The sequence below is a fragment of the Amycolatopsis sp. cg13 genome, from assembly GCF_041346965.1.
Taxonomy (GTDB): Bacteria; Actinomycetota; Actinomycetes; order Mycobacteriales; family Pseudonocardiaceae; genus Amycolatopsis.
Genome location: NZ_CP166848.1, coordinates 5,107,761 through 5,121,337, shown reverse-complemented (window position 1 = coordinate 5,121,337; position 13,577 = coordinate 5,107,761). Strand labels below are relative to the sequence as shown.

At 69.4% G+C, this 13,577-nt stretch carries 11 protein-coding genes; 1 reads left to right on the top strand and 10 read right to left on the bottom strand.

What is annotated here, in order from left to right; translation table 11 throughout:
* Positions 1-26 precede the first annotated feature (26 nt).
* The gene (locus AB5I40_RS23595) at positions 27-3,176 is read left to right on the top strand and encodes a BTAD domain-containing putative transcriptional regulator (protein WP_370932261.1); all 3,150 of its coding nucleotides are present in this window, start codon (positions 27-29) and stop codon (positions 3,174-3,176) included.
* A 50-nt stretch (positions 3,177-3,226) separates the two neighbouring features.
* On the opposite strand, the gene AB5I40_RS23590 is transcribed toward AB5I40_RS23595, so the two are convergent.
* The 10 genes from AB5I40_RS23590 to AB5I40_RS23545 are packed head-to-tail and all read right to left on the bottom strand — an operon-like array spanning position 3,227 to position 13,497.
* The gene (locus AB5I40_RS23590) at positions 3,227-4,537 is read right to left on the bottom strand and encodes a glutamate-1-semialdehyde 2,1-aminomutase (protein WP_370932260.1); all 1,311 of its coding nucleotides are present in this window, start codon (positions 4,535-4,537) and stop codon (positions 3,227-3,229) included.
* Positions 4,538-4,543: 6 nt separating this feature from the next.
* Positions 4,544-5,083, bottom strand: a complete 540-nt coding sequence (rfbC, locus tag AB5I40_RS23585) for a dTDP-4-dehydrorhamnose 3,5-epimerase (protein WP_370932259.1) — start codon at positions 5,081-5,083, stop codon at positions 4,544-4,546.
* Positions 5,080-6,261 carry a polysaccharide pyruvyl transferase family protein gene (locus AB5I40_RS23580; protein ID WP_370932258.1) on the bottom strand — a complete coding sequence of 394 codons (1,182 nt, stop codon included), beginning with the start codon at positions 6,259-6,261 and terminating at the stop codon, positions 5,080-5,082. The genes rfbC and AB5I40_RS23580 overlap by 4 nt, the downstream gene beginning before the upstream one ends.
* Positions 6,258-7,211: a glycosyltransferase family 2 protein gene (locus tag AB5I40_RS23575; protein WP_370932257.1), complete on the bottom strand. Its 954-nt coding sequence runs from the start codon at positions 7,209-7,211 to the stop codon at positions 6,258-6,260. The genes AB5I40_RS23580 and AB5I40_RS23575 overlap by 4 nt, the downstream gene beginning before the upstream one ends.
* Positions 7,208-8,500, bottom strand: coding sequence for a hypothetical protein (locus AB5I40_RS23570; RefSeq protein WP_370940586.1), 1,293 nt, complete (start codon positions 8,498-8,500; stop codon positions 7,208-7,210). The genes AB5I40_RS23575 and AB5I40_RS23570 overlap by 4 nt, the downstream gene beginning before the upstream one ends.
* A 40-nt stretch (positions 8,501-8,540) precedes the next feature.
* Positions 8,541-9,806: a DUF4910 domain-containing protein gene (locus tag AB5I40_RS23565; RefSeq protein ID WP_370932256.1), complete on the bottom strand. Its 1,266-nt coding sequence runs from the start codon at positions 9,804-9,806 to the stop codon at positions 8,541-8,543.
* On the bottom strand, positions 9,806-10,828 hold the full coding sequence (locus tag AB5I40_RS23560; protein WP_370932255.1) for an NAD-dependent epimerase/dehydratase family protein: 1,023 nt from the start codon (positions 10,826-10,828) through the stop codon (positions 9,806-9,808). The genes AB5I40_RS23565 and AB5I40_RS23560 overlap by 1 nt, the downstream gene beginning before the upstream one ends.
* 4 nt (positions 10,829-10,832) lie before the next feature.
* Entirely contained in the window at positions 10,833-11,477 is a 645-nt protein-coding gene (locus AB5I40_RS23555) for a PIG-L deacetylase family protein (protein ID WP_370932254.1), read from the bottom strand.
* Entirely contained in the window at positions 11,474-12,262 is a 789-nt protein-coding gene (locus AB5I40_RS23550) for a glucose-1-phosphate cytidylyltransferase (RefSeq protein WP_370932253.1), read from the bottom strand. The genes AB5I40_RS23555 and AB5I40_RS23550 overlap by 4 nt, the downstream gene beginning before the upstream one ends.
* Positions 12,259-13,497, bottom strand: a complete 1,239-nt coding sequence (locus AB5I40_RS23545) for a methyltransferase domain-containing protein (protein ID WP_370932252.1) — start codon at positions 13,495-13,497, stop codon at positions 12,259-12,261. Before AB5I40_RS23545 ends, AB5I40_RS23550 begins: the two co-directional genes overlap by 4 nt.
* Positions 13,498-13,577 lie beyond the last annotated feature (80 nt).

The following is a 13,577-nucleotide window of genomic DNA, read 5'->3' as shown; positions in this document are numbered from 1 at the left end:
ACCGGCAGACGCGCGAAGATCGAAGGGTGGCTGTTGTCCCGCTTCGCGTGACGTTGCTTGGCGCCGTGCAGGTGTCGCGCGGCGATGCCGTCCTGCCCGTTTCCGGCGCGCGGCTGCAGGCACTGACGGCGCGGCTGGCGCTCGCGGGCGGCCGCCCGGTCGAGCCCAGCGTTCTGGTCGACGCGATCTGGGCCGAGGACCCGCCCGCCGACCCCGCGCACGCCCTGCAGGCGCTCGTGTCGCGGCTGCGCCGGACGCTCGGTTCGGCGGACGTCGTCGCGCAGGTCGCGGGCGGCTACCGGCTGGCCGTGGAACCGGCCGACGTGGACGTGCTGCGGTTCGAGCACCTCATCGTTGCAGGCCGGGACCACTCGCGAGCAGGAGAGCGGTTAGCCGCCGCGGACGTGCTCGGCGAGGCCGTGGCGTTGTGGGGCGACCGGACCGAGCCCGCAGCGGTCGCCGCGGTGTCGGTGGCCGCCGCGACCCGCTTGGCCACCCTCGCCGTCGAGGCAGTGGCCGATCTCGCCGACGTCGAGCTGTCGCTGGGCCGCGTCGAGACGGCTGCCGCCCGGCTGACCGGCCTGCTCGCGGAACACCCGGTCCACGAACGGGCGGCCGCGCTGCTCATGGACGCGCTGGCCGCCCAAGGCCGCCAAGCCGACGCGCTCGCCCGCTATGAACAGATTCGCGAGGCACTGGCCGAGACCCTCGGCACTGACCCGGGCACCGCCCTGCGTGAGCGGCATCTGCGCCTGCTGCGCGACCCGGTCCCCGCGGCTGCCTCGGACGGCAACCTTCCCGCCGCGCTGACCAGCTTCGTCGGACGGGACGAAGACCTCGCCCGGATCGCCGAGCTGCTCGCGACCAGCCGGCTGATCACCGTGCTCGGCCCCGGCGGCGCCGGCAAGACCCGGCTCGCGCTGGAGGCCGCCCGCCGGCACGAATACGCCGGGGGCGCTTGGCTGATCGACCTCGCTTCGGTCTCCGAACCGGCCGAAATCGGTGCGGCCGTGCTGTCCGGGATCGGGCTGCGCGGCGGTGCCCTGTTCGAAGCGCGGACCGGGACTGAGCTAGACGTGCTCGCGGATCAGCTCGGCGGCCGGAAACGCTTGCTGCTCATGGATAATTGCGAGCACCTGGTCGACGCCGTGGCCCATCTGGTCGCGGCGCTGCTGTCCCGGTGCGCCGGGCTGCGGGTGCTGGCCACCAGCCGCGAACCGCTCGCGGTCGACGGAGAAGCGCTGGTGCCGCTCGGCCCGCTCGCCCTGCCCGAGCCGGGCGCGGACGTCGAAGGGGCCCGGCAAAGCGCGGCGGTACGCCTGTTCACCGAGCGGGCCGCGGCCGTGCGTCCTGGTTTCGTGGTGGACGAAGCGAATCTCGCCGACGTCACGACCGTGGTCCGCGGCTTGGACGGCTTGCCGCTGGCGCTGGAACTGGCCGCGGCGCGCCTGCGCACGCTCGCTCTGCCCGACCTGGTGGCCGGCCTGTCCGACCGGTTCCGGCTGCTCGCCACCGGCAGCCGGACCGCCTTCCCCCGGCACCGCACGCTGCGCGCGGTCATCGCGTGGAGCTGGGAACTGCTCGGTCCGGACGAGCGGACGGTCGCGGAACGGGTCTCGGTCTTGCCCGGGGGAGTCGTCCGGGATTCGGCCGCCGCGGTCTGCGCGGACGCGGTGCCGCCTGCCGACATCCCGGACCTGCTCGCGGGCTTGGTCGACCGGTCGTTGCTGCGGCTCGTGCCCGACACCGGCCGGTACCGGATGCTGGAGACAATCCGCGAGTACGGGCTGGAAAGCCTTGCCGTGCAAGACAATGTGCGGGACCGCGCCGCGGAGTACTTCGCCGGTCTGGTCGCGGACTGCGAGCCGCTGCTGCGCGGCCCTCAGCAGTTGGCCGCGCTGAAGGTGTTCCACGCCGAGTACGACAATGTGCTCGCCGCCCTCCGCCACCTCTGCGACACCGGAGACGCCGACCGCGCGATCGGGCTCGCGGTGAACCTGACCTGGTACTGGCAGATGCTCGGCCGCCACGCCGACGCGATCTATTGGCTCAGCGAAGCGGTTTCGACACCCGGCGCGCAGCCGAGCGTGGCGCGCGCCGTCGCCGAGCAGGTGCTGCTGCTCAACCGGTTCGCCGCCCAGGCTCCGCCCGCCGACTGGCGCGAGCAGCTTCGAGCACTCGCCGACCAGCCGGAGCTGCCGTCCTTCGGCGGTGCGCTCGTCGCGCTGCGGCTGGCCACCCTCCCCGAAACGAACGCGCCGCCGGAGACCGTCCAGCGGTTCATTGACGGGCCGGACGAATGGCTGTCCGGTCTGGCGCACTTGTACCGGGCCCAGTTCGCCGAAAACGCAGGCCACTTCGACCAGGTCCGCGGCGACGTCGCGGCCGCGCTGGAGATCTTCGGCCGGGCCGGCGACCGGTGGGGCCTCGCCACCGCCTTGCCGCTGCGCGCGCTGCTGCGGCAGTACGACGGCGATCTCGACGGCGGGCTGGCCGATCTGGACGAGGCCAGGGCGCTGGCGCGCGAGTTCGGGTCGCTCAGCCGCAGCGACGAGATTTTCCTCGACCTGCGCGCGATCGACCTGCACGTCCGCCGCGGTGAGACCGCGCGGGCGGGCGAACTGATCGCTGCCGCCAGGGAGCGTGTGGAGTCTCCCGAGCTGGCGATCTTGACCGACGCGCTGGAAGCCAGCCTGTGGGTGCGGATCGGGGACCTGGACCGTGCTCGCGAACGGATCGAGTCGGCTCAGGCCGGATTGTCGGAACACCTGCCGTTCGGCGGGGGCCACGAGCAGGCGCTGATCTCGGTGGCGCATGGTGCGCTCTGTCTTGAGACTGGCGACGGGCCGGGAGCGGAAGCGGCGCTGAGCCGGGCGTATCTCGCCGCGGTCGACAGTGCGGATATGCCGATTCTGGCCAGCGTGGCGGTGACCGTGGCCGGGGTCGCGGCGTTGTACGGGCGTTACCGGGAGGCGGCCGCTCTGCTTGGCGCGGCGGCCCGGCTGCGTGGCGTGCACGACCGAACCGATGTGCAGGTCCGCGCGCTGAGCGCCCGCGGCCGCGCCGAGCTGGGCGACGAAGGTTTCGCCGCCGCGTACGAAAAAGGCTGGCGGCTGACCGCTCCGGCGGCCCAGCTCTCCACCGACCCAGCGTGGCTGCGGCAGGTCGGTCCGTGAGGGGAACCCTGAGGGAATCTGATTCCCTCAGGGTTCCCCTCACGTACTTGCTAAGCCTTCCGCCGAAACACCGGCTTCACCGGCCGCCCGCCCAGCCACGGCGACGGATCCCCAGCCTCCAACGCCTTCCGGTACACCACGCAAGCCGACGCGACCACCTCCACAGTCCGGTCGACGTCCTCCTCCGTCATCGCCGCACTGACCACAAAGGACGGAGCCAGCACCCCGTTCTCCAGCAGGCACCGCATGAACAGCGTCCGGTACTCCTGCGACGGCCGCCCATCCGCGTCGAGAGTCGCGAACACCAGGTTGCTGTACCGCCCCCGCACCAGCACTTGCTCGCCGACCCCGTGCGCGGCCGCCACCTCCGTCACGCCGGCGGCCAGCCGAGCCCCGAGCGAGTGCAGCCGGGCCGTCACGTCGTCGGCCGCATAGGCGTCCATCACCGCCATCGCGGCGGCCAGCGACGGGGTCTCCGCGCCGTGCGTCGTCGACAGCAGGAACACCCGGTCCCGCGAATCGCGCAGGCCCCCAAGCTCCATCAAATCCCGGCGACCAGCAAGCGCGGAGACAGCGAAGCCGTTGCCGAGCGCTTTGCCGAACGTCGAGAGGTCCGGCGTCACGCCGTACAGGCCCTGCGCGCCGTGCTCGGAGTACCGGAATCCGGTGATCATCTCGTCGAAGATCACCAGCGCACCGTGCTGATGCGCGAGATCGAGCAGTCCGGCGAGATAGCCGTTCGGCGGGGCCACGTCCTTGGTGGGCTCCAGGATCAAGCCCGCCACCTGCCCGCCGAACTGGCGCAGCATCTGCTCGGTCGCGGGGAGATCGCCGTACGGAAAGGGCACGGTCATCGCCATCGTCGCGGCGGGAATCCCGGCCGACATCGGGGTGGTGCCGATGAACCAGTCGTCGGTGGAGAAGAACGCGTGGTCGGCGCAGCGGGCGACCAGCGGCCGTCCGGTGGCGGCGCGAGCGAGCCGGACGGCGGCGGTCGTCGCGTCGGAGCCGTTCTTCGCGAACTTCACCATGTCCGCGGTCGGCACCGTCGCCAGGAACTGCTCCGCCGCTTCAAGCTCTACAATGGACGGACGGACGAAGTTGTTGCCGCGCTCCAAAACGTCGCGCACGGCGGCGGTCACGCGTGGATGTGCGTGGCCGAGGCTGACCGCGCGCAGGCCGGAGCCGTACTCGAGGTAGCGGTTGCCGTCGACGTCCCAGACGTACGCGCCGCGCCCGTGCGAAATAACGGGCGCGAGATGTTCGGGGTATTGATCCTCGCCTTTGGCGTAGGTGTGCGCACCGCCGGGTATAGCGCGGTGCAGGCGTTCGTTCGCGATGCGGGAGAGTGGCAGGTCCATGACGGGTCACCTCAAGGCGTCGGCCAGCGAAGGGGCCGATGCGTCGCGTTCGGACAGCAGTGCCGCGGGCAGCGGCCACGGGATGGCGAGCTCCGGGTCGTCGTGCGCGATGGCGACGTCCTCGGACGGGTCGTGCGCGCGGTCGATCCGGTACGACACGTCGGCGACGTCGCTCAGCGCCTGGAAACCGTGTGCGCATCCGGCCGGGATGTAGATGCTCTCCTGGGTGTCGCCGGAGAGGTGAAACGTTTCCATGGAACGGAAAGTCGGCGAGTCCCGCCGCAGGTCGACCACGACGTCGAACACCTCGCCGAACGAACAGCGCACCAGTTTCGCCTCGCCCGCCCCGGAGCGCAGGTGCATCCCGCGCACCACGCCGCGGACCGAGCGGGACACGCTGTCCTGCGCGAAACCGTCCGGATCGATCCCGGCCGACCGGGCGACCTCGGCGTCGAAGGTCCGCGAAAAGAAACCGCGGTCGTCTCGGTGCGGCGTCGGCTGGAACAGCCACACACCCGAGATCGACGGAACGGGAACGGCTTTCACGACACCTCCGCGGGAATGAGCGACCTCGACAACAGGGCGAACTGGTCCTTCAGTTGCTGGTTGCATTCCTCGTTGCGAGCGGCGAGTTCCGCCTTGAGCTCCGGTGCCCGCCGCTGCAATTCCTCGAACTGCTTGATCAACCGCGGCACGTCGACCGCGCGGGCCTCCTGGCAAAACTCGCCGAGCCCCATTTCGGCCATCAGCACGTCGTTCTTCTTCGCGTATCCAATCGCGACCGTCGGCCTCCCGACCTTCAACGCGCACAACACATTGTGGTACCGAGTAGCCACGACCGTGCCTACTTCGGCCATCGAGCGCATCAGCTCGTCCAGCGTGCCGGGGACAGCAGCGGAGAGCAGCGGAGAGTCGACCGTTTCGACGATCTCGTCCACCACTTCAAGATCGATCCGGTCCCCGATGAAGAGCCGGACCGGACGTTCCTGGCGAACCAGATACCGCACGAACTCGGTCATCGCATCCACGTACGCCCGGTAAATCTCGTCACCGCGCGCACGATCGTCGTTGCCGCCGTAGTACGCCATCACACCGATACCAACCGCCCGCGGATCCTCGACGGCGGCCGGAGTCGGCAAGGCAAAGGCAAGATCGGGATAAACGCGGTCATTGGTGACCCGCACCCCCATGTCCGCCATCGCCGAACGCGACAGCTCATCACGGAAGGACCGATACGCCGCTAGCTGGGACGCATACCGCACCAGAAACCGCGTGGCTGGCACCCGAATCCGGTCGGCGCCCACGCTGACCAGCGCGACCTTCGTCCGCCCCAGCCGCCCGCACAGCGAAAGCAGGAACAGTGCGTACGGGAATCCCCACGGCCGCAACGGAAGCGTCGCCTCCAGCACGCCCATGCCGGGGACGATCACCACGTTCTGCCGCCGCACCCACCAGGCTGTGCGGAAAACGTCGATGACCTTCCCGAGGGCTTTGGTCGCGATCGACCGCAGCCCGGACGCGTGCCGGTACTCGCCGCTGTACCAGTTAAGCCGCACCGCAGGGATCCCGTACCGCGCGCGAATGGTGTCCGCCCCACCACAGAACGCGGACACCTTCGCGTACGGATGTTCCGTCCGCAGGAAGCCGAGCACCGCTTCCAGCGAGCCGTCGTTGCCGAGGTTGCCTGAACCGAGAAGTCCGAAGACCCCGACCCGAACGGTCACGGCACCCGCCGTTCGCGCCCGGCGACCACGCGGTCGACCGTGAGATTCAGCTCGGCCGCGTGCACCGGAGCCCGGTCCTCGACGCGTTCCCCGCCTCCGCCCGGCCGGGCCCGGCTGGCGAACCACTCCACCAGCGCGAGGTAGCAGGCGCGGCGTTCGCCCGACGACAGCGGCGCGGAGCGGATCCCGTGCACGAAACCCCACACGTACTCGGCGAGCAGCCGCGCGGTCGGGTTCGTGAGAGCGTTGCCGCGCTTCGGATCGAGATTCGCGCACCGGGAGCGCTTGCTCGGGTTCGCGCGCTCCGCCCGGTCCGGGTGATCGCGGCGGAAGTACAGCAGCTCAGGCACTTGATAGAACGGCCCGTGCAGCGCCAGCTCAGCCACATACGTGCGATCGGCGTGGTGGTAGCTGTCCATCGGGGTGGCGCGACGCAGCGCCGCCGTGCGCATCACACCGTAGAAATCGTCCCCACCCGGCTCGAACAGCAGGCTCTTGAACCGCACCGACGGTCGCGGCGCGTCCGTCTTGTGCCGGTAGTCCAGCGGCACCGTCACCGCGCCGTTCTCGTCGATGATCGCCTGATGCGAGTGCGCGAGGATCATCTCCGGCCGCGCGTCGAGCGCTTCGACGCACTTCGCCAGCAGCTCCCGGCCGTAGAGATCGTCGTGCGACGCCCACTTGAACAGCTCGCCGCGCGCCTGGTCGAGCAGGACGTTGTGGTTCGGGGTCGCGCCGATGTTGCGCTGCTGGCGCAGATACCGGATCCGCGAGTCCTCCTGCGCGTACTTCCGGGCGATCTCTTCCGTGCCGTCTTCGGAGGCGTTGTCGGAGATGATCAGTTCGAAGTCCTCGTAGGTCTGCCCGAGCAGCGCGTCGAGTGCTTCGCTGAGGAATTCCTCTCCGTTGTAGACGGGCAGACCGATGGTCAGCCGGGGCACCGTGCTCATGCCGGTTTCATCTCCTCGGAAGCCGAATGGAGTTCTGCTTGGCTGAATGAACCTGAAGCGGCGGGAAACTCCGGCACCGCCGCGAAGTGGTCGCGGAGCGCGCTGCGCAACTGCCACCACCACACGGCCGATCCGGTGAGCGTGGCGGCCGCGACGCCCCACTCCGAGCCGGCCGCACCGCCGAGCACGGCCCCGATCAGGCCGAACACGACGTAACACGCGGATGCGATCAGCTGTGACCGCAAGCTCCGCCGCGCCATCCCGAGCGCGCGCAGCCCGGCCGTCGCGCCGGTGGTGAAGCTCGCGCCGACGACCGCCATCGTGACCGCCGGGACCAGCAGCGACGAGCTGTCCCACAGCGAACCGAGCACGAACCGTCCGGCGTCTTCGGGGACGAAGAACCACAGCCCGAGTCCCCAGATCAAGGCAGCTGCGGCCTGTGCGGCACCGAGCACCACGCAGAAGTGCCACAGCCGATGCGGCGACTGCCGGAGCACCCGCGCTCCCTCGGCGACAGTGACGAGGGAAAGTCCCATGAGCAGCGCGAGAAACGGCCCGAGCAGCTGTTCCGCGCCGCGCACCGTGCCGACCGCGGCCAGCCCGGAAATCGCGCCCAGCCCGTACGCCCGCAGCTGCGACGAACCGCTGTTGCTGACGTTCTCCACGAGGTACCGCACGCCCAGGTCGCGATGGTCCCGCAGCCACGTGCGCACTCCGCTGAGCCGCGGCAGGACGCTCGTCTGGACCCAGCCGAACGCGGCCGCGACCCCGGCGGAACAGCCCCAGGCCAGCAGGAACGCGACCACGGTGTCGTAGCGCGCGGCGAGAACGAGCGCCGGGAACAACGCGACGGCCTGGATCCCGTCGTTGAGGAACGCCTTGTGCCCGGTGCCCTGCGCGAAGAACCCGAACCGCCAGGAGTCCTGCACGAGCAAGAACGGCAGCACCACCCCGAGCGCGACGAACGCCGCCCCGAGCGAACCCCCGACCACGAGTCCAAAAAGGACACTGACCAGCCCGGAAGCGACTCCCACGACGAGCGCGGTCCCGACCGCCTGGCCCACCGCGGTCCGCCAGCTCGCCCTGGCAACGCCGGAGAAGCGCACCATCAGCGGGTCGGTGGCGAGGCCGCGCGAGATGTTGAGAATGACGCCGTACGTCACCCACGCGATGCTGAACAGGCCGAACGCCGTCGCGCCGAGCGAGCGCGCGACGTACAGGCCGACCACGAAGTTGGTCAGGCTCGAAACGGCCTGGTCTCCAAGGCCCCAGCTGAGCCGTCCCGCCATCGCGCGGACGGCTCGCGAACGCAGGATCGACGGCACGGCCTCACTCCTTCAGCAGTCCGGCGGCTTGAAGGGCATCAGCCGCCGCGGCTACGGCACCGAACGGCAGGTCCGCCCGTTCGGCGATGTCGAGGAGGCTGTGGTCGCCGTCGGAGAGGCTGAGCACCCACAGCATGGCCAGCTGCGCTTCCTTTGCGTCGCTGCGCCCGCCGAGCGAGTCGTACAGTCCGCGCTTGCCGAGCTGCGGTTCGCCGTACGGGCTGAGGTTCACGTAGCGCCGGTTGCGGTCCAGCACGGAAAACGCCGTCCGCAGCGTGTCGAGGGTGTCGGCCATCGAGTCCGGATCGACGAAGGACGGGTTGTCCGCCGAGGTGTGGTACTCCGGGTAGCCCGCGTACGGCGTGCGGGTGAGCGAGCCGACCCCGAGGTTGAACCCGGGGGAGCAGAACTGGCGCTCGTCGTAGCCGTACGGCGAGAAATCGCGGATCTCGTGCGGTTTGTCCTTGAGGATGTGCGCGAAGACGCGGTCGATGTCGGCGTCCCCGCGCCGGCTGCGCTTGTAGGTCAGCGAACCCCGGTCGCCGGCGCAGGCCAGCACGACGCCGTGCTTGACCTGCTCGATGCGCTCGGCATTGCGCGCCAGCCAGGTGATCGCGCCGATCGTGCCGGGCATGAACAGGAACCGGTAGGTGTAATAAGGCTTCTCCTCGGCCAGCGCCTGCGCGAGCGCGACGGCGACGGCGATACCGGCGAGGTTGTCGTTGGCCAGCGACGGATGGCAGAGATGGCACGAGACGAGCACCTCGTCGGACACCTCGCCCGGCACCACGTGCTCGCCGTAGGTGAGGTGGCCGTCGGCGAGTGTCGAGTCGATTTTGACGTGATAGTCGCCTTCGGGCAGCGTGTCGAGCACGTCCTGCGCGAGGCAGAAACCCCAGGTGGGGGAGTAGTAACTGGTGCGATACGGGATCAACGACGGCTGCTGCGGCAGCGTGTGCAGGTGTGTGCGCAGTTCGGTCAGGGTGACGACCCGGTCGACCGGGACGCTGTAGCCGACCACGTGCAGGTTCGACTTCCGGAAGTCGATCACCCGCCGTCCGGAGGAATCCGCGACGAACGCGTCGCGGATGTTCCATTCCGGCGGCACGGTCCAGTCCAGCACCTCGGTGCCGCTGGGCACTTCGTACCGGTCGAGCGGGAGGTGCTCGCCGATGACGGCAAGGGTCTGCCGTACGCCGTCGCCGGTGATGCTCCGGCAGAACGGGTACAACCGTTCCACCAGAGCGTGCATCTCGGGCCCCGTGCGCATCAGGCGTGCCGCAGGGTGGCGTCGACCGCTCCGGCGGCCTGCCGGTCGCTCAACCAGTTCAGCCGGGTGAAGCGGTGCTGGAACTGTTCCTGGGTCAGGCTGTTGCGGCGGTAGGCGTCGAACAGTTGCAGCGCACCGTCTTTCACGCCCCACTTGCAGTCGAAGGACGGGACCGCCTCGCGGAACCGGGAGAAATCGACGCGGTAGGAGCGCGGGTCGGCCCCGGCCTCGCCGGTGATCCGCAGCTTGGAACCGGGCACCACCGCGACGACCTCTTCGGCGATCTCGGCGACCGTCACGTTGTTGCGCTCGGTGCCGATGTTGAACGCCTTGTTGTGCACGGCTTCGCGCGGCGCTTCGAGAGCGGCGGTGAAGGCGTGGGCGATGTCGTCGGCGTGCACCAGCGGCCGCCACGGCGTCCCGTCGGAGAGCACGAGGACCTCGCCGGACAGGTAAGCGTGGCCGACCAGGTTGTTCAACACGATGTCGGCGCGCAGCCGCGGCGAGAAGCCGAACGCGGTGGCGTTGCGCATATACACCGGGGTGAAGTCGTCGTCGGCCAGTTCGGAAACCTCGGCCTCCACGCGGACCTTCGACTCCGCGTACGGCGTGACCGGACGGAGCGGGGCGTCCTCGTCGACCAGGCCACTGCCACCGGAAGCGCCGTAGACGGAGCAGGTCGAGGCGTAGAGGAACCGGGAAACCCCGGCCTCCTTCGCGAGTTTCGCGAGCTTCACCGACGCGTGGTGGTTGATATCGTAGGTCAGCTCGGGGGCGAGCGAGCCGAGCGGGTCGTTGGACAGCGCGGCGAGGTGGATCACCGCGTCGAAACCCTGCAGGTGCTGGGCTTTCACGTCTCGCAGGTCAACGGCGAGCCCGACCGGATCGTGCGGGGCCGGGCCGAGCACACAAGCGGCGAACAAGCCCGAGTCGAGGCCGATGACCTCGTGTCCCGCCGCGGCGAGCACCGGTGCCATCACCGTGCCCAGATATCCCGTGTGCCCCGTGAGCAGCACGCGCATGCCTTCAGCCCCTTAGGTCGATGACGAGTTTGTTCGCCTCGAACGCCTCGGCATAGCGTTCTTGGCATTCGATTCCGCGAATCCGCGCGAGGCCGAGGAAGGCCTCGCGGTCGTACCACGGCCGGTGCTGCTGAGAGCCGTAATGCTCGTGCAGCAATTCGATCTTGCGCTGCATCACGTCGTCGGACAGCGGCGCGTAGGCGGGCAGCCGTCCGAGGTCCCCGTCCCATTTGACGATCTCGTAGCCCAGCGTCAGATGACCGCGGAACACCGTGGGCACGAGCTGGGCGAGCCCGCGGTGGTCTTGGTGCGCGTCGATGGTGCGCGGCGCGAACACGACGTCCGGATCGGTGCGGCGGCGGAGGTCTTCCAGCGCGTTCTTGGCTTCCTCCCAATGCGAGGGGAGGCGACCGTCAGGCAGCTTGAGCACCGTGGCGTTCAGCTCGGCACCCGGGCAGAACGCGGCCAGTGCGGCGCGTTCCTCGGTCTCCCGGTCGGTGCCGCCGCCGGACAGCACCAGCGCGTCGACCTGAAGCCCGGGACGCTGTCCGCAGATCTCGAGGAGCGTGCCACCCGCGCCGATGGCGATGTCGTCGCAATGCGCGCCGAGCACGACGATGCTCTTCAGCTCGGCGCCGAGGCGGATCACGAGTGCACCTTTTCGCGTTCCCACAACGCCCACGGCCGGTCGCCGTGCGTGTACGCGGCGTCGAGCGCGTAGCGTTCCTTGACCGTGTCGGTCGGCTTCCAGAACCCGCGATAGGGGTAGGCGAGCAGCCGGCCGCGCTTGGCGAGTTCGCCGCAGCCGTCGGCGACCAGGTCGCCGTTCTCCGGGATGTGGTCGAAAATCTCCTGCCGCAGCACGAAATAGCCGCCGTTCTCCCACAACGGGAGTTCGCTGACCGGAGTGATCGCGCCGATCAGGCCGCCCTCGTCCATCTCGACGCAGTGGAACGACGACTGCGGCGGCACGACGAGCATCGAAGCGCCCGCGTCGGTGTTCCGGAACCGCTCGACGATGTTGTCCAGCGGCGCATCGGTGAGGACGTCGGCGTAGTTGGCGAGGAACATCTCGTCGCCGTCGAGGTGGTCGCGCACCCGGCGGAGCCGTTCGCCGATCGGCGATTCGATGCCGGTCTGCACGAAGGAGATCGTCCAGTCGGCGATGTCGGTGGACAGCAGTTCCGGCTTCCCGCCGCGCAGCACGAAATCGTTGGACGTCGTTTCCTCGTAGTGCAGGAAGAAGTCCTTGATGTGGTGCGCGCCGTAGCCGAGGCACAGCACGAACTCGGTGTGCCCGAAATGCGCGTAGTAGCGCATCACGTGCCAGATCAGCGGCCGGGGACCGACCATCGCCATCGGCTTGGGCACGTCGGACGCCTCGCTGCTGCGCATCCGCATGCCGTACCCGCCGCAGAACAGAACGACCTTCACTTCACTGCCACCTCGACGATTTCCAGGCGCGGAATCGGGAAGACGAGCTTGCCGCCCCACGCGCCGACGTAGGAAAGCTGCTCGGTCAATTCGTCCCGCAGGTTCCAGGGCAGGACGAGCACGTAGTCCGGCCGGTCGGCCGCGATCCGGTCCGGCTCCACGACCGGGATCCGGGTGCCCGGCGTGAACCGGCCGTGCTTGTACGGATTGCGGTCCACCGTGTAGGCCAGCAGGTCCGGCCGGATGCCGCAGTGGTTCAGCAGGGTGTTGCCCTTGCCGGGCGCGCCGTACCCGACGACCGTTTTCCCGGCTTTCCGGGCGGCGAGGAGAAATTCGAGCAATTCGATCCGGACACGGGTGACCCGGTCGGCGAATTCGGTGTACCCGGACAGCTCGTGCAGCCCGGCCGCCTTCTCCCGCGCCAGCACGTCGGTCATCCGGGCGCTCGGCTCCCCGGCGGCTTCGGCAGGACGCGCCCAGAGCCGGATCGACCCGCCGTGCGTCGGCAGGAGTTCGACGTCGACCAGGGTCAGGCCGCCGGTCGCCAGCGCCTGCCTCGCCGATTCGACGGTGTAGTACTGGAAATGCTCGTGGTAGATCGTGTCGTACTGGTTCTTTTCGATCAGCGTGAGCAGGTGCTGCACTTCGATCGACACCCAGCCGTCGTCCGCGACGAGCGCGCGCAGCCCGTGGGTGAACCCGCGGATGTCCGGAATGTGGGCGTAGACGTTGTTCGCCACGACGAGGTCGGCCGGACCGTGTTCGGCGCGCACCTCCCGGCCGGTCTCCGCGGAGAGGAACGCGGTGTGCGTCGGCACCCCGGCCTCGCGCGCGGCCTGCCCGACGTTCACCGAAGGTTCCACGCCGAGACAACGGATTCCGCGTTCCACGACGTGCTTCAGGAGGTATCCGTCGTTGCTGGCGACCTCGACGACGAAAGACCGGTCGGTCAGCCCGAGCCGCTCGACCGCGGCGTCGGTGAACCGTTTCGCGTGTTCGACCCACGAGGTGGAAAAAGACGAGAAATACGCGTAATCGGTGAAAGTGTCGGCCGGATCGAGCAGCGGCGGGAGCTGCGCGAGCCAGCATTCCGTGCACACTTCGAGATGCAGCGGGAAAGTCGGTTCGGGTTCGGCCAGCTGCGCGGCGGTCAGGAACCGCTCGCACGGCGGGGTCGCGCCGAGGTCGACCACGCTGGCGGTTCTTTCCGAACCGCAGAGTCGACATGTGGTCATGTACCAGGCTCCTCCGGTAGCGACGCGATCTGCGTAGGGCAGGTCGATCCGCGCCCGGCCGTCGTTACAGCGCGCCGGGA

Excerpts from the sequence above, each read along its gene's own strand:
- AB5I40_RS23560 (WP_370932255.1), bottom strand. The coding sequence starts at position 10,828 with ATGCGCGTGCTGCTCACGGGGCACACGGGATATCTGGGCACGGTGATG.
- AB5I40_RS23590 (WP_370932260.1), bottom strand. The coding sequence starts at position 4,537 with ATGGACCTGCCACTCTCCCGCATCGCGAACGAACGCCTGCACCGCGCT.
- AB5I40_RS23575 (WP_370932257.1), bottom strand. The coding sequence starts at position 7,211 with ATGAGCACGGTGCCCCGGCTGACCATCGGTCTGCCCGTCTACAACGGA.
- AB5I40_RS23565 (WP_370932256.1), bottom strand. The coding sequence starts at position 9,806 with ATGCGCACGGGGCCCGAGATGCACGCTCTGGTGGAACGGTTGTACCCG.
- AB5I40_RS23545 (WP_370932252.1), bottom strand. The coding sequence starts at position 13,497 with ATGACCACATGTCGACTCTGCGGTTCGGAAAGAACCGCCAGCGTGGTC.
- AB5I40_RS23570 (WP_370940586.1), bottom strand. The coding sequence starts at position 8,500 with ATGGCGGGACGGCTCAGCTGGGGCCTTGGAGACCAGGCCGTTTCGAGC.